This window comes from Blastomonas sp. (assembly GCF_030373265.1).
Classification (GTDB): domain Bacteria; phylum Pseudomonadota; class Alphaproteobacteria; order Sphingomonadales; family Sphingomonadaceae; genus Blastomonas.
In genome coordinates, this window is the sequence record NZ_JAUCZC010000002.1 from 20,821 (window position 1) to 35,184 (window position 14,364).

General features: G+C 65.9%; 15 protein-coding genes. 11 read left to right on the forward strand and 4 right to left on the reverse strand.

What is annotated here, in order from left to right; translation table 11 throughout:
• Window positions 1-3 precede the first annotated feature (3 nt).
• The 3 genes from edd to eda all read left to right on the forward strand — a co-directional run bounded on the left by edd (window position 4) and on the right by eda (window position 3,553).
• Window positions 4-1,830 (forward strand): phosphogluconate dehydratase, encoded by a 1,827-nt coding sequence (edd, locus tag QUV11_RS01225; protein WP_300880076.1) that lies wholly within the window; start codon window positions 4-6, stop codon window positions 1,828-1,830.
• 137 nt (window positions 1,831-1,967) lie between these two features.
• On the forward strand, window positions 1,968-2,936 hold the full coding sequence (locus QUV11_RS01230) for an ROK family protein (protein ID WP_300880077.1): 969 nt from the start codon (window positions 1,968-1,970) through the stop codon (window positions 2,934-2,936).
• The gene (gene eda / locus QUV11_RS01235; RefSeq protein WP_300880078.1) at window positions 2,933-3,553 is read left to right on the forward strand and encodes a bifunctional 4-hydroxy-2-oxoglutarate aldolase/2-dehydro-3-deoxy-phosphogluconate aldolase; all 621 of its coding nucleotides are present in this window, start codon (window positions 2,933-2,935) and stop codon (window positions 3,551-3,553) included. The genes QUV11_RS01230 and eda overlap by 4 nt, the downstream gene beginning before the upstream one ends.
• Window position 3,554: 1 nt before the next feature.
• On the opposite strand, the gene QUV11_RS01240 is transcribed toward eda, so the two are convergent.
• Complete coding sequence (locus QUV11_RS01240) at window positions 3,555-4,781, reverse strand: pyridoxal-dependent decarboxylase, exosortase A system-associated (protein WP_300880079.1); 1,227 nt, start codon at window positions 4,779-4,781, stop codon at window positions 3,555-3,557.
• On the reverse strand, window positions 4,778-6,316 hold the full coding sequence (locus QUV11_RS01245; RefSeq protein ID WP_300880081.1) for an acyl-CoA ligase (AMP-forming), exosortase A system-associated: 1,539 nt from the start codon (window positions 6,314-6,316) through the stop codon (window positions 4,778-4,780). Before QUV11_RS01245 ends, QUV11_RS01240 begins: the two co-directional genes overlap by 4 nt.
• 42 nt (window positions 6,317-6,358) lie before the next feature.
• Between QUV11_RS01245 and QUV11_RS01250 the strand changes: the two genes are divergently transcribed.
• The 4 genes from QUV11_RS01250 to QUV11_RS01265 all read left to right on the forward strand — a co-directional run bounded on the left by QUV11_RS01250 (window position 6,359) and on the right by QUV11_RS01265 (window position 9,269).
• On the forward strand, window positions 6,359-7,405 hold the full coding sequence (locus tag QUV11_RS01250; protein WP_300880082.1) for a GNAT family N-acetyltransferase: 1,047 nt from the start codon (window positions 6,359-6,361) through the stop codon (window positions 7,403-7,405).
• Between the two features lie 63 nt (window positions 7,406-7,468).
• A complete protein-coding gene (locus tag QUV11_RS01255) occupies window positions 7,469-7,756 on the forward strand; it encodes an acyl carrier protein (protein WP_300880311.1) in 288 nt (95 codons plus the stop codon).
• Window positions 7,753-8,448 carry a hypothetical protein gene (locus tag QUV11_RS01260; RefSeq protein ID WP_300880083.1) on the forward strand — a complete coding sequence of 232 codons (696 nt, stop codon included), beginning with the start codon at window positions 7,753-7,755 and terminating at the stop codon, window positions 8,446-8,448. Before QUV11_RS01255 ends, QUV11_RS01260 begins: the two co-directional genes overlap by 4 nt.
• Window positions 8,445-9,269 (forward strand): hydrolase 1, exosortase A system-associated, encoded by an 825-nt coding sequence (locus QUV11_RS01265; RefSeq protein WP_300880084.1) that lies wholly within the window; start codon window positions 8,445-8,447, stop codon window positions 9,267-9,269. The genes QUV11_RS01260 and QUV11_RS01265 overlap by 4 nt, the downstream gene beginning before the upstream one ends.
• Before the next feature lie 349 nt (window positions 9,270-9,618).
• Here QUV11_RS01265 and QUV11_RS01270 read toward each other — a convergent pair whose 3' ends face one another.
• Together QUV11_RS01270 and trxB are read right to left on the reverse strand one after the other, a co-directional pair.
• Window positions 9,619-9,906, reverse strand: a complete 288-nt coding sequence (locus tag QUV11_RS01270) for a hypothetical protein (protein ID WP_300880085.1) — start codon at window positions 9,904-9,906, stop codon at window positions 9,619-9,621.
• A 159-nt stretch (window positions 9,907-10,065) separates the two neighbouring features.
• The gene (trxB, locus tag QUV11_RS01275) at window positions 10,066-11,031 is read right to left on the reverse strand and encodes a thioredoxin-disulfide reductase (RefSeq protein ID WP_300880086.1); all 966 of its coding nucleotides are present in this window, start codon (window positions 11,029-11,031) and stop codon (window positions 10,066-10,068) included.
• 200 nt (window positions 11,032-11,231) lie between these two features.
• Here trxB and QUV11_RS01280 point away from each other — a divergent pair, with 200 nt between their 5' ends.
• Genes QUV11_RS01280 through QUV11_RS01290 form a run of 4 tightly spaced genes read left to right on the forward strand, consistent with a single transcriptional unit; the run spans window position 11,232 to window position 14,325 of the window.
• A complete protein-coding gene (locus QUV11_RS01280) occupies window positions 11,232-12,263 on the forward strand; it encodes a type III polyketide synthase (protein WP_300880087.1) in 1,032 nt (343 codons plus the stop codon).
• Entirely contained in the window at window positions 12,260-12,817 is a 558-nt protein-coding gene (locus QUV11_RS01285) for an isoprenylcysteine carboxylmethyltransferase family protein (protein WP_300880088.1), read from the forward strand. The genes QUV11_RS01280 and QUV11_RS01285 overlap by 4 nt, the downstream gene beginning before the upstream one ends.
• 55 nt (window positions 12,818-12,872) lie before the next feature.
• Window positions 12,873-13,325 (forward strand): hypothetical protein, encoded by a 453-nt coding sequence (locus tag QUV11_RS17165; RefSeq protein ID WP_367279828.1) that lies wholly within the window; start codon window positions 12,873-12,875, stop codon window positions 13,323-13,325.
• Complete coding sequence (locus QUV11_RS01290; protein WP_367279829.1) at window positions 13,273-14,325, forward strand: S41 family peptidase; 1,053 nt, start codon at window positions 13,273-13,275, stop codon at window positions 14,323-14,325. Before QUV11_RS17165 ends, QUV11_RS01290 begins: the two co-directional genes overlap by 53 nt.
• Window positions 14,326-14,364: the final 39 nt, after the last annotated feature.

Consider the following 14,364-nt stretch of genomic DNA (forward strand, 5'->3'; position numbering starts at 1 on the left):
GCCATGACGAACCTCAACCCCGAACTCGAACGGATCACCCAGCGGATCATCGAACGCTCGCGGCCGAAGCGTCAGGCTTATCTCGATTTCATTGCCCGCGAACGCGACAAGGGCGTCCATCGGCCGACCTTGTCGTGCGGCAACCTGGCACACGGCTTTGCCGCTTCAGGCGAGGACAAGCCCGTGATCCGCTCAGGCAGCACGATGAACATCGGCATCGTCACCGCGTACAACGACATGCTCTCGGCGCACCAGCCCTATGGCCGCTACCCTGAGCAGATCAAGATTTTCGCACGCGAAGTCGGCGCGACCGCACAGGTGGCAGGCGGGGTGCCTGCGATGTGCGACGGCGTGACCCAGGGCCAGCTCGGCATGGAACTGTCGCTGTTCAGCCGCGACAACATCGCCATGGGCAGCGCCATCGCGATGAGCCACGGGATGTTCGAGGGCGCACTGCTGCTGGGGATCTGCGACAAGATCGTCCCCGGTCTGTTCATCGGCGCAGCGCGGTTCGGCCATATCCCGACGATCCTGGTGCCCGCCGGGCCGATGCCGTCGGGCCTCGCCAACAAGGAAAAGCAGCGCGTCCGCCAGCTCTATGCCGAGGGCAAGGTCGGGCGCGAGGAGCTGCTCGAGGCCGAGGCCGCGAGCTACCATGGCGCGGGGACCTGCACCTTTTACGGCACCGCCAACTCCAACCAGATGATGATGGAGATGATGGGACTGCACATTCCGTCGTCGGCGTTCGTCAACCCCGGCACCAAATTGCGCCAGGAGCTCACCCGCGCCGCCACCCACCGGGTGACGCAGATCGGCTGGAACGGCGACGATTACCGCCCGTTCGGCCACTGCGTCGATGAAAAGGCGATCGTCAACGCGTGCATCGGGCTGCTGGCCACCGGTGGATCGACCAACCACGCGATCCACCTGCCCGCGATGGCGCGCGCGGCGGGAATCCATATCGACTGGCACGACCTCAGCGAACTTTCGGCGATCATCCCCTTGCTATCGCGAGTCTATCCCAACGGGTCGGGCGATGTGAACCACTTCCACGCAGCGGGCGGCATCGGCTTCATCATCCGCGAACTGGCAAGCCACGGCCTGCTGCACACCGACATCATGACCGTGTCGGGCCAGTCGCTGCTCGATTACGCGGTCGAGCCCGTGCTCGATGGCGATGGCGCGCTGGCCTTCGCGCCTGCGCCCGAGGTTTCGCGCGACGACGATATGCTGCGCCCGGTCGCGACGGCCTTTCAGGCCGATGGCGGGATGCGGCTGGTCGAGGGCAATCTGGGGCGCGGCATCGTCAAGACCAGCGCGGTCGATCCGGCGCGTTGGGTGATCGAGGCGCCTGCGCGCGTGTTCGACGATCAGGATGCGGTGATCGCGGCGTTCAAGGCAGGCGAGCTCGACCATGATGTGATCGTCGTGGTCCGCTTCCAGGGGCCGCGCGCCAACGGCATGCCCGAACTGCATAAGCTCACGCCGTCGTTGGGGGTGCTGCAGGACCGTGGCTACAAGGTCGCGCTCGTTACCGATGGCCGCATGTCGGGCGCATCGGGCAAGGTGCCTGCGGCGATCCATCTGTGGCCCGAAGCGTGCGACGGCGGCCCGCTCGCGCGGATTCGGGACGGCGATATCGTGCGGCTCGATGCGGTCGCGGGCACGATCAGCGTCGAAACCGATTCCACCGATTGGGAAGCGCGTCCCACTGCGAGCCAGCCCGCTCAGCCCATGGGCACGGGCCGCGAACTGTTTGCGCTGATGCGGGCGTCGAGCGATAACGCAGAGGCAGGTGCGTCTGCGATGCTGGCGATGGCGGGGTTGTGATGATCGGTCGGGTTCAAGCACTCTCCCCGTCATTCCCGCGAACGCGGGAATCCCGCTTTGGCGCAACGATCGCGCAGAAAAGCGGGATCCCCGCCTGCGCGGGGATGACGAGCAATCTAGGGTCGGACAGCTAACCCATGCAGATCGTCACCGCAGATATCGGCGGAACCCATGCGCGGTTTGCGCTCGCCACCATCGAAGGCGGTCGCGTCACCGATCTGGGCGAGCCAGTCACGCTCAAATGCGCCGAATATGCCAGCCTGCAGACCGCCTGGGAGGCGTTCGGCGCGCAGATCGGGCAGCCGCTGCCGCGCGCCGCAGCCATCGCGCTCGCCACCCCGATCCGCGGCGAAGTGCTCAAGATGACCAACAACCCGTGGGTCATCCGCCCGGCGCTGATCTGCGAGAAACTGCACGTCGACCGCTACACTTTGGTCAATGATTTCGGCGCGGTGGCGCATGCTGTGCAGCATTGCGGTGCGACCAGCTTCTCGCATCTGTGCGGTCCGCAAGGCGACCTTCCGGACACCGGCGTGATCACCGTCATCGGCCCCGGCACCGGCCTCGGCGTCGCCTATGTCCTTCGCGGTCCTGACGGCTATCGTGCGGTCGAGACCGAGGGCGGGCATATCGATTATTCGCCGCTCGATACCACCGAAGATGCCATCCTCACCCGCCTGCGCCGCCAGCACCGCCGGGTGTCGGTGGAGCGGGTGTGCTCCGGGCCCGGCCTTGCCGCGATCTACGAAACGCTGGCGAGCATCGAGGGCCGCGCCGTGGTCAGCATGGACGACAAGACATTGTGGCAGCTGGCGCTGTCGGGCGAGGACAGCCTGGCGGCGGCCGCGTTCGACCGCTTCTGTCTCAGCCTGGGTGCTGCGGCCGGCGATTTTGCGCTGGCGCAGGGCGCAGGCGCGGTGGTAATCGCCGGCGGGCTTGGTCAACGGATCGCCGACCGCCTGCCGCAATCGGGCTTCGAGGAGCGTTTTCTCGCCAAAGGCCGTTTCCAGCGGCTGATGGAGACGATCCCGGTCAAGCTGATCGACCACCCCCAGCCCGGCCTGTTCGGCGCCGCCGCTGCCTTTGCCCAGGAGAACCCCGCATGACCGCAGACCGCACTATCGAGACCATCATGCGGACTGCGCCGGTCATTCCGGTGATCGTGATCAACGATGTCGCCGATGCGGTGCCGATGGCGCAGGCTCTGGTCGCGGGCGGGCTCAGGGTGCTCGAAGTCACGCTGCGGACCCCTGCGGCGCTGGAAGCGATCGCGCTGATGAAGCAGGTCGAGGGCGCGATCGTCGGCGCAGGGACGGTGATCGATCCCAAGACGCTCGATGCCGCGCTGAAAGCCGGGTCCGAATTCATCGTTTCGCCCGGGCTCACCAAGAGCCTGGGCAAGGCAGCGATCGCCAGCCGCGTGCCCTTCCTCCCCGGTATTGCCAATGCCGGCGACATCATGCGCGGGCTCGATCTGGGGCTCAGCCACTTCAAGTTCTTCCCGGCGATGGCGGCGGGCGGCATCCCGGCGCTCAAGGCGCTCAGCGCACCGTTCGGTCAGTGCAAGTTCTGCCCCACTGGCGGCGTCACGCTGGAAACCGCGGGCAACTGGCTGGCGATCGATCCGGTGCTGTGCGTCGGCGGAAGCTGGATGATCCCGGCCGGGCCGCTCGATACCGCCGCGATCCAGCGCAACGCGTCTGCGGCCAAGTCGCTCGGCTGATCTAGACGAGGATTTCCGGGGCCTTGCCATGGCCCAGGAAATCCGCAGGGCTCGCGGTCGCGCCATAGGCTCCGGCGCAGAACACCGCGACCAGATCCCCGACCTCGGCGGCAGGCAACATCGCCTTGTCCGCCAACCGGTCGAGCGGGGTGCACAGGCAGCCAACAACATTGGCCTCTTCCGTAGCCTCCGCGTCGAAATGGTTGGCGATCGCCACCGGATAATTGCGCCGGACGACGGTGCCGAAATTGCCACTGGCTGCGAGCTGATGATGCAGCCCGCCATCGGTGATCAGATAGAGCTCGCCATGGCTGGTCTTCTTGTCGACGATGCGGGTGAGGTAGACCCCCGCCTCGCCCACCAGCCAGCGACCCAGCTCCATCGCGAAATGCGTGCCCGCGAGCACCGGCGGCAGATCGGCGAAGCGCTCGCCCAGCGCTGCTCCAACCTGCGCGATATCGACCGGAACATCGCCCGGGAAATACGGAATGCCCATGCCGCCGCCGAGGTTCAGATGCTCGGGCGCCTGCCCCACCGCGTCGGCGAGCTGGGCTGCCAGATCGAGTGTCTTGCCCTGCGTTTCGATGATCGCATCGGCGCCGAGCGCCTGCGATCCGGCGAAAATGTGGAAACCGCGCCAGTGCGCCCCGGCGCTGAGGATATGCCGCACCAGATCGGGCACCCGCTCTGCATCGATGCCGAACGGCTTGGCGCCGCCGCCCATCCGCATCCCCGATCCGCGCAGATCGAAATCGGGGTTCACCCGCACCGCAAGCCGCGGCTGCACGCCCAGCCGTTCGCCGATCGCCAAGGCGCGATCCGCCTCGCCTTCGGATTCGAGGTTGAGCGTGACGCCTGCCACAATCGCCGCTTCCAGATCACGGTCGCGCTTGCCCGGGCCGGCAAAGCTGATCTTGCGTGGGTCCATGCCCGCTGCCACAGCCAGCGTCAGCTCACCGGCCGACGCGATGTCGATGCCATCGACCAGCGAGGCCATGAGCCCCAGCACCGGCGCGAACGGGTTGGCCTTCATCGCGTAATGGATAGAAAGCCGCGCGGGCATCGCTGCGCGCAACGAAGCCACCCGCGCCTCCAGCATCTCAGACGAATAGACGAAGCACGGGGTATCGCCTGCGCGTGTCACCAGCTCGCTCGCCGCGATGCCCTGCACCGCGAGTTCACCGTTCACGGCAGAAAATCCGGGAGGGATCGGTCCCAAAGGCTTCATGCAAACCGCTCCTCGATTTCCGCGACCAGCAATGCGCGGTCGATCTTGCCGTTGGGGTTCTTGGGGAACGTCTTGCGCAATTCCACCGTCTTGGGGAGCATGAAGGCAGGCAGCTCGCGCTTCAAGGCGATCATCAGATCGTCGATGAGCGCATCGGGCCGGGGCACCACAGCGGGCCGCGCCAGCAGCAGGATCGCCTGGCCAAGCTGCGCATCGGGAATCCCCAGAGCCACCGCCTCTGCCACCAGACCGCTCGATGTCGCGGCATCCTCGATCTCGGCGGGGCTGATGCGGTTGCCCGACGATTTGATCATCGCATCGCGCCGTCCGACGAAATAGAGCAGCCCTTCCGCATCGCGCCGGACCCGGTCGCCCGACCACACCGCCATGCCGCCATAATGCGAGAAAGACGGCGCGCGCTTGAAACGCTCGCGGGTGCGGGTCTCGTCCTGCCAGTATCCTTGCGCGACCAGCGGTCCTGCGTGCACCAGCTCGCCCTCCTCGCCCTCGGCCGCGTCCTGGCCTGCATCGTTGACCACCAAAATCTCGGCAAACGGAATTGCCTTGCCGATCGAGGTCGGGTTGTCGTCGATCCGGTCGGGGTCGAGATAGGTCGAGCGGAAGGCCTCGGTGAGGCCATACATCGCGACAATATCGGTCGACGGGAAGATGCCGCGCAGCCGCTGGACCAAGGCAGGGCTAAGCGCGCCGCCGCTGTTGGTCAGGCGACGCATGCTCGCCACCGCCTCTTCGGGCCAGCTCTGTTCGATGAGCTGAGTCCACAACGGCGGCACCGCCGCCAGCGTGGTGATATTGTGCCGCGCGCAGGATTTGATCACATCGCGCGCCATCAGATAATCCAGCGGCACCGCAGCGCCGCCCGCCGCCCAGGTCGAGAGCAGCTGGTTCTGGCCGTAATCGAAGCTCAACGGCAGCACGCACAAGGTGCGGTCGGAGAATTTGAGGTTGAGGTAATGCGCGACGCTCAGCGCCCCCAGCCACATATTGGCGTGGGTCAGCATCACCCCCTTGGGTTTGCCGGTGGAGCCGGAGGTATAGAGGATCGCTGCAAGGTCGGATGGATCGCGGTGCGAGGGGTGCGCGCTCATCTCCCCCCCCTTCCACTTTTCCATCGCCTCTTCATCCTCGATCACCAGACAGTCCTCGGGGACGTCGCCGGGCAGCAGCGAGTTCATCCGCGTGCGGTTGGTGATCAGCATCCGCGCGCCGCTGTCGCCCAGGATATGGGCGACCTGCGCGCGCTTGAGCACCGGGTTGATCGGCACGTGCACCACGCCGGCTCTTGCCGCCGCCAGCGGCATCAGGCAGGTGGTCTCGTTCTTGGGCAGCCAGGTGGCGATCCGGTCGCCATGCGCCAGCCGAAACGCGGTTAACCAATGCGCAAGCAAACCGATACGCAAATTTAGGATGTCGTAGCTAAGGGTTTCTTCGCGCAGGATCAGCGCATCGGCTCGGCCGACGCCGCGCAGGACGAGGTGATCGAGCGGTAACGGGGTTGGATCGAGCGAAATCACGAACGGCCTGGCTGTAAAGGATTATGCTGTATCATGGGGTTCATGACTTTGAATGATGAATATCATGATAACCTGGCCCCGGGCATAGCGCACTGGGATTCCGGCGGCTGTGACCCAGATCGCACCGGCAATCGCATCGGGCTTTTCGATCGCGCCTTGTGGTTCGACGGCCTGCACCGCCACTGTCTCGCCAAACAGGCTCCGCACATCGCCTATTCCGCCGAAGATGGCGATGCGGCCAAGCTGTATCTGATCGACGCCGGTCGCGCAGGAATGCTCGCGATGGCCAACTGGTACAGCTTCATCTGGCGCCCGGTGTTCGGCGGCAACCCCGATAGCGCGCGCCGTCGGATGCTGCTTGACCGCATTGCGCGCGAGTTGCCGCGCAGGACGCACCGGTTGGTGCTGGCGCCGGTGCCAGACGAGGACGGCTCTGCCAGCCTGATCGCGGACACATTCTCCGCCGCCGGATGGCTGGTGAGCCGCGAACAGAGCGACGAAAACCATGTGCTGCATGTCGGCGGGCGCAGCTTCGACGCCTATTGGGCCACCCGCCCCGGCCAGTTGCGCTCCACCGTGAAGCGCAAAGGTGCCAAGGGCGTGGTCGATCTGCGCATCGAGACGAATTTCAATGCCGCCAGCTGGCTCGATTACGAAACGATCTATGCGCGCAGCTGGAAGCCCGAGGAGGGCAACCCCGATTTCCTGCGCTGGCTGGCGGCGCGCGAGGCAGAGGCCGGGCGGCTGCGGATGGGGATCGCCAGCATCGACGGTGTCGCGGTCGCGGCGCAGTTCTGGACCGTCGAGAACGGCACCGCCTATATCCACAAGCTCGCGCACGACGAGCGACACCTGCACGCCTCGCCGGGCACGCTGCTGACGCATGCGCTGTTTGCCCATGTCATCGATACCGACCATGTCGACCTTGTCGATTTCGGCACCGGCAGCGACGCTTACAAGCGCGACTGGATGGAAGACGTCCGCCCGCGCTATCGCCTTGAAATGCTGTGGCCGCGCGCGCCGCTCGCCTGGCCCTATATGGCACGCCGTCGCATGGCAGGACTTGCCGCACGAATGGCGAAAGACTAAGGCCGCAAGCCAGCGGCCGGGGGAGCCGTGGGTTGCACGGCGAGCGAGGGACATGTGAGCGACATCCAGACCAACGGCCAGACCAACGGTCAAAACGACACCGTCGAGCGCGTGGTCCGCAATGTGTTGCGCGACATATTGGGCCTGTCGGAAGATCAGGTCGCGGGGTTCGACCGCGATACTGAGCTGTTCGGCGCGCTTCCCGAGCTCGATTCGATGGCGGTCGCCGGCCTGCTCACCGAAATGGAAGACCGGCTCGATATCCTGATCGAGGATGACGAGGTCGACGGCGAGCTGTTCGAGAATTTTGGCAACCTCGTCGATTTCGCGCGGGCGAAGTTGGCCGCGTGATTGCGCGCTATCGGTTCGACGGCAACGACGAACTGTGCCTGCGCTTCGGGGCCGATGACGCGCCAAAGCTGCTGATCCTGCCGCCGCTGTTCGACGAGGCCAACCGCGTGCGCCACCTGATGGTGGAGACCGGGCGGGCGCTCGCCGAGCTTGGCATCGCCAGCCTGTTGCCGGACCTTCCCGGCTGCAACGAGAGCGTTGTGCCGCTGGAGCATGCCAGCATCAGTCTATGGCAGGCCGCATTGATCGCGTGCTGCGAACAGTTGGGGCCGGTTACCCATATCGCCTCGCTGCGCGGTGGCGCGTTGATCGACGATGCTCTGGGCGATATGCCCCGCTGGCGGCTGGCGCCGGCCAAGGGCGGGCAGCTGCTGCGAACGATGCTGCGCACCCGCATCGCCAGCGACCGAGAGTCGGGGATCATCAGCACCAGCGAAGCTCTGATGGAGCGGGCGCGCACATCGGGGATCGAACTGGCGGGCAACAGCCTGTCGCCGTGCATGATCCGCGAACTCGACAGCGCTGCGCCCTCGGACGGCAGCGCGATCCGGCTGGTGCGCTTTGCCGACGATCCGCTCGACGCCGATGGCCGCATCGCAGGCGCGCCTTTGTGGCTTCGCGCCGAGCCTGCGCATGATCCCGCGATGGCGCAGGCGATGGCGGCGGACATCGCGGCTTGGATGCGCGGATGAGGCGGCACTTCCCATTCGATTGCGCAGGCGAAACGCTTGCCGCAACGCTGGACGGCGCTGATGGCACCACCGGCCTGCTGATCGTCAGCGGCGGCAACGAAATCCGCTCGGGCGCGCATGCCGGGATGGCCGCACTGGCGGCAGCGGTCGCGGCAGCAGGCCATCCGGTGATGCGCTATGACCGGCGCGGCATCGGCGACAGCACCGGCGCAAACGCCGGTTTTGACGCCAGCGCCGATGATATCACCGCCGCGGTGCAGGCCATGCGCGCGGAGGTGCCGACGCTTACCCGGCTGGTGGCGTTCGGCAATTGCGATGCGGCGAGCGCGCTGGCGCTTTATGGCCCGGCGGCGGGGATCGACGCGCTGGTGCTCGCCAATATGTGGACGCTGGAGATCGAGAGCGACGAGGGCGACGAGACCGAAGCCGCCGCCACGATGACCGCAGGCGCGATCCGCAGCCGCTATCTCGCCAAGCTCAAGGACCCGCGCGAACTGTGGCGGCTGGCGAGCGGCGGGGTGAACCTCGGCAAAGTCGTGCGCGGGCTCAAACAGGCGACCGCGAAGACCGAGGTCACCGGGCTGGCGGCAAAGCTGGGCCAGGCGCTGGCCGATATGCCGCTGCCGACGAAGCTGCTCGTCGCCGAACACGACCGCACCGCTTTGTGGTTCCTCGAACACTGGGACAGCGAACCCTTCACCCCCGCCCGCACCAACCCCAACATCACCACGGCCCGCCTCGACAGCGGCTCGCACAGCTTCGCGAGCGCGGACGACAAGGCGTGGTTGCGGGATCGGATACTGGAGGCGCTAACCTCCTAAAGCCCCTCCCCTTCAGGGGAGGGGTTAGGGGTGGGGCCGATTGCGGCACGCAATCGCTGGCGCAGCCATTCGGCGCGACCGTTGCTCCCCACCCCAACCCCTCCCCTGAAGGAGAGGGGCTTTCTGAAGCGCACACGCTCCCGACGAACCAAAACTACGCCAACCCACCCCCGCTCTGCCTGAGCCTGTCGAAGGCCCCGCGCCAACCGAACGTGATACCAACCCGTCACCCTGAACTCGTTTCAGGGCCCATTTTTCCCAACGCGGCTTCGGCTGTCGGGGGATGATAGGTCCTGAAACGAGTTCAGCATGACGGATACAAGAGCCCGCTGGCGTCCATGCGGGGCCGTCAGCGAGACGACATTAAGCCAACAAGTTTGATACCGATTTTCGCGACCTGCGCTCCAATCACAGTTCCGACTGCCGACAACGGCGCAAGGCCAAGTAGCACAAATGCCCAGAACTCAATTTCTACCGCAGAAGGCAATCTTAAGACCAAAGGTATCGCTGCTAAGGTCGAAATTCCGAAAGGCCAAATCAGTCGTGGTCTTGGTTGCGCAAATGATGCCGCTCCGACAACAGCAATAAATGCCACCATCGCACCGAGCGGCAAAATAAGGACGCTCGATAAATCCATTCGCAAAGATTATCAGTCCGCGCGGAAAATTTCCACCCTATTGACTGCCATCCAACCAACTCCGTCACCCCCGCGAAAGCGGGGGTCCCGCTTCTTCTCATCGCTCGCACACAAGCGGGATTCCCGCGTTCGCGGGAATGACGGGGTGTGCGCTGCGGGTTACTCCGCCGCGATCGCCTCGAAGTCCGCTTCGGCCAGGAACCGCTCGACATCCAGCGCGGCCATGCAGCCGGTGCCCGCCGCGGTCACCGCCTGGCGGTAGACCTTGTCCATCACGTCGCCGCACGCGAACACGCCCGCGACGCTGGTGAACGGCGTGCCCGGGGTCACTTCGATATAGCCGTCGCGGTCGAGCGGAAGATGGCCCTTGAACAGTTCGGTCGCAGGCGCGTGGCCGATCGCGACGAAGCCGCCGTCGACCGCGAGGTGCGAGGTTTCGCCGGTCACGGTGTCCTTCAGATCGATGCCGACCAGCCCGTGCGGCTCGCCACCGCCGACGAAGCGCTCCACCCCCTTGTTCCACAGCACGCTGATCTTGGGATTGGCGAACAGGCGTTCCTGCAGGATCTTTTCGGCGCGCAGCGAATCGCGGCGGTGGATCAGCGTCACGTTGTCCGAATGGTTGGTGAGATAGAGCGCTTCTTCGACCGCGGTGTTGCCGCCGCCGATCACCGCGACGGTCTTGCCGCGATAGAAGAAGCCATCACAGGTCGCGCACGCCGAGACGCCCTTGCCGCCCAGTTCCTGCTCGCCCGGAACGCCCAGCCACTTGGCCTGCGCGCCGGTGGCGATCACCAGGGTCTCCGCCTCGTACACAGTGCCGCCATCGCCGATCAGCCGGAACGGGCGGCGCGACAGGTCGACCGAGAGCACGGTGTCGTAAAGCATCGTGGTGCCGACATGCTCGGCCTGCGCCTGCATTTCCTGCATCAGCCATGGGCCCTGCACGACATCGCGGAAGCCGGGATAGTTCTCGACATCGGTGGTGATGGTCAGCTGGCCGCCGGGCTGCAGCCCCTGCACCACGATGGGCTTGAGGCCAGCGCGCGCGCCATAGATCGCGGCAGAGAGGCCGGCGGGGCCGGAGCCCAGGATCAGCATGCGGGTCTGGACGGTGTTGGTCATGGCGATAGCTTTCCAATGAAATGCGAACTGGGGATGTGGCCTGCTGGCGCACCTGCTGCAAGGGGCGCGGGTCCGGCGGCGGCACAACATTAAGTTGGCGCGAGGCTAAAGCAATTTGCAGCGGCGATGCCAAGCGCGATTCTTGCGCAGGCCTGATCAATTCGCTTGCCAAGCTCGGTGGCCGTAGCCACCTGTGCGCGATGCTTCCCCGCATCCAGTCCATTGCCACCGCAGTGCCGCCCTTCGCCATCACCCAGCACCAGGTGCGCGATTTTGTCGCCAGCGCCTTGCCTGCCGGGCTGCCGCCGCGGATCGCCGCGATCTACGACAGCACCGGGGTCAATGCCCGCGCGATCGTCCAGCCGCCCGAGAATTATCTCGGCACGGCTGATTTCCCCGAGCGCAATGCGCTGTATCTGTCCGCCGGGCAGCAGCTGCTCGAGGATGTCGCCACGTCCGCGCTCGCCAAAGCCGGCCTTGCCCCCGATCAGATCGACGCCATCGTCTGCGTGTCCTCCACCGGGATCGCCACGCCTTCGATCGCCAGCCAGATGCTCGGGCCGATGGGGTTTCGCGCCGATGCGACCTGCCTGCCTCTGTTCGGCTATGGCTGTGCAGGCGGGGTGCTCGGGCTTCAGGTCGCGGGCGATCTGGTCCGCGCCGATCCTGATCGCCGCGTGCTGCTGCTGACGCTGGAACTGTGCTCGCTCGCCTTCCGCTTCGGCGACCTGACCAAGAAGGCGATCATCGCCTCGACCCTGTTCGCCGATGGCGCGAGCGCGATCGTGCTCTCGGCCGATGGCGACGGTCCCGCGCTCGGGCACTTCGCGCAGCACACCTGGCCGGGCAGCCGCGCGATGATGGGCTGGGATGTCGATGCCTTGGGGCTGGGGCTGATCCTGTCGCGCGATCTGCCCGCGTTCGTGGCCAATGAATTCGCGCCGGTGGTCGACGGATTTCTCGAGAGCGCAGGCCTTACCAAGGCGGTGCTCACCGAACCCGCGTGCCACCCGGGCGGGCGCAAGGTGATCGACGCGCTCGAAGCCTATTTCGACGATCTGCCCGATGGTCTCGCCGCGACCCGCGCGGTGCTCGCCGATCATGGCAACATGTCCTCGCCCACCGTCCACTTCGTGCTCGAGCGGATATTGGCCAAGGGAGACAGCGGACCGCTGCTGCTCACCGCGCTGGGTCCGGGCTTTACCGGCGCGATGGGGGTGCTCCACCGATGATGGGGTTGGCGCAGCTTGCCCCCTATGTCTGGCAACCCGGCTGGGCGGCGGCCTGGGTGGTGCTCGCGGTGCTCACCGTTCAGCGACTGGGCGAACTGGTCTATGCGCAGAAGAACACCAAAGCCCTGCTCGCGCGCGGTGCTGTCGAGCATGGCCGGTCGCATTATCCGGTGATGGTGGGCATCCATGCGAGCTTTCTGGCCGCGTTGTGGCTGAGCACGCCGGCGCAAGCCCCGATGCTGTGGCCGCTGCTGATCGTGTTTGCGCTGCTGCAGATCGCGCGGCTTTGGGTGCTGGCGACACTCGGCCCCTATTGGACCACGCGGATCATTTCCTCGCCCGACTTCCCGCGGATTTCCGGCGGACCGTATCGCCTCGTCCGGCATCCCAATTACTGGGTGGTGACGCTCGAAATCCTCACCATTCCGCTGATCTTCGGGCATCTTGAGATCGCGGCGGTGTGGACGGTGCTCAACTTCGGCATCCTGTTCGTCCGCATCCGCGCAGAGAATGCCGCGCTCATCCAGCGGAGCGGCGATAAATCTGTCGCGTAACGGGCGACTTGGGCATAAGCTTGCGCCGATAACGGATTGGTCAGGCAAGACATTCATGCGCCACATCATCGGCCTTCTGGCCAGTTCCGCCCTGCTGCTGAGCGCCTGTGGTGGCGGAGGCAGCGGTGGTTCGCCCGCGCCCGGTCCGTCACCTACCGCATCGGCCCCTGCGCCCTCGCCAAGCCCCAGCCCGACCTGCTCGCTCGCCAGCCGCCAGGCTTTCGCGCGCGATGTGCTCGACGAATGGTATCTCTTCCCCGAACTGCTGGCGACCAGCGCCAATCCGGCCAGCTTCACCAGCGTGCAAGGCTATATCGACGCGCTGACCGCGGGCGCAGGGCAAGGACCGCTTCTTCACCTTCATCACCTCGATCGCCGAGGAAAACGCGTTCAACACCACCGGGTCGAGCGCAGGCATCGGCATCCGCCTGGCGATCGACACCCCTGCGCGCAGGGTGCTGATCGGCGAGAGCATCGAAGGCGCGCCGGGACTGGCCGCCGGGATTGACCGGGGCGACGAGATCCTCGCCATCGGAACGACCAGCGTCAATCTGCGCAGCGTGGCCGACATCATCGCGGCGGAAGGTTCTGCCGGGATCACCAACGCGCTGGGCCCAAGCACCGCAGGCACCACCCGGCTGCTGCGCATATCGCGCAATGGCGTCGCACGTGAGGTCAGCGTCACCAAGGCAAATTTTGACCTGCCCGCGCTCTCCAGCCGCTATGGCGCGCGCATCATCCAGGATAATGGCCGCCAGATCGGCTATCTCAACCTGCGCACCTTCATTTCGGCCGCCGACACGCCGCTGCGCGATGCCTTTCGCAGCTTCCGCGCAGCGGGGATCACCGAATTCATCATCGATTTCCGCTACAATGGCGGCGGACTGGTCTCGACGGCGGAACTTCTGGCCGATCTGCTCGGCGGCAACCGCAGCACTGCCGATCTGTTTTCGGGCCTGCGGTTCCGCGCATCCAAGTCTTCGAACGACGAATCGGCATTCTTCAACCCGCGCGTCGAATCGGTGAGCCCGGTCCGCATAGCCTTTATCGGCACCGGCGCGACCGCCAGCGCCAGCGAATTCGTGATCAACGGGCTTGCCCCATTTTATGATCGCAACCTTGCGCTGATTGGCGACAACACCTTCGGCAAGCCCGTCGGACAGATTGCACTGGACCGCAGCGCCTGCGACGACCGCGTGCGCGTGGTTGCCTTCCGCTCGGTCAACGCGCGCGGGCAAGGCGATTTTTTCAACGGCCTGGCCAGCACGCTGGACGTGACATGCCAGGCGGCGGACGATCTCAGCCGCCCGCTGGGTGACCCGCAGGAAGCCTCGATCCGGGGCGCGCTCGATTTCCTCGCAGGACGCAGCTGCACCGCGATCGCGTTGAGCGGGTCTTCGGGCACGGTCGCAGGCCAGTCGCAACGCGGCATGATCGCCACCGACCGCGCGTTACTGGTGCCGGATGCGCCGACACCGGCGCAGCGCGAGGTGCCCGGGCTGTTTTGAGGGTTTGCCAGCCATCAACATCCTGTTCCCCTGCGAAGG

Bases quoted from the DNA above. Each gene is read 5' to 3' on its own strand.
- QUV11_RS01280 (WP_300880087.1), top strand. From the start codon at position 11,232: ATGCTTCCCCGCATCCAGTCCATTGCCACCGCAGTGCCGCCCTTCGCC.
- QUV11_RS01270 (WP_300880085.1), bottom strand. From the start codon at position 9,906: ATGGATTTATCGAGCGTCCTTATTTTGCCGCTCGGTGCGATGGTGGCA.
- QUV11_RS01250 (WP_300880082.1), top strand. From the start codon at position 6,359: ATGACTTTGAATGATGAATATCATGATAACCTGGCCCCGGGCATAGCG.
- QUV11_RS17165 (WP_367279828.1), top strand. From the start codon at position 12,873: ATGCGCCACATCATCGGCCTTCTGGCCAGTTCCGCCCTGCTGCTGAGC.
- edd (WP_300880076.1), top strand. From the start codon at position 4: ATGACGAACCTCAACCCCGAACTCGAACGGATCACCCAGCGGATCATC.
- QUV11_RS01240 (WP_300880079.1), bottom strand. From the start codon at position 4,781: ATGAAGCCTTTGGGACCGATCCCTCCCGGATTTTCTGCCGTGAACGGT.
- trxB (WP_300880086.1), bottom strand. From the start codon at position 11,031: ATGACCAACACCGTCCAGACCCGCATGCTGATCCTGGGCTCCGGCCCC.
- QUV11_RS01285 (WP_300880088.1), top strand. From the start codon at position 12,260: ATGATGGGGTTGGCGCAGCTTGCCCCCTATGTCTGGCAACCCGGCTGG.
- QUV11_RS01265 (WP_300880084.1), top strand. From the start codon at position 8,445: ATGAGGCGGCACTTCCCATTCGATTGCGCAGGCGAAACGCTTGCCGCA.
- QUV11_RS01230 (WP_300880077.1), top strand. From the start codon at position 1,968: ATGCAGATCGTCACCGCAGATATCGGCGGAACCCATGCGCGGTTTGCG.
- eda (WP_300880078.1), top strand. From the start codon at position 2,933: ATGACCGCAGACCGCACTATCGAGACCATCATGCGGACTGCGCCGGTC.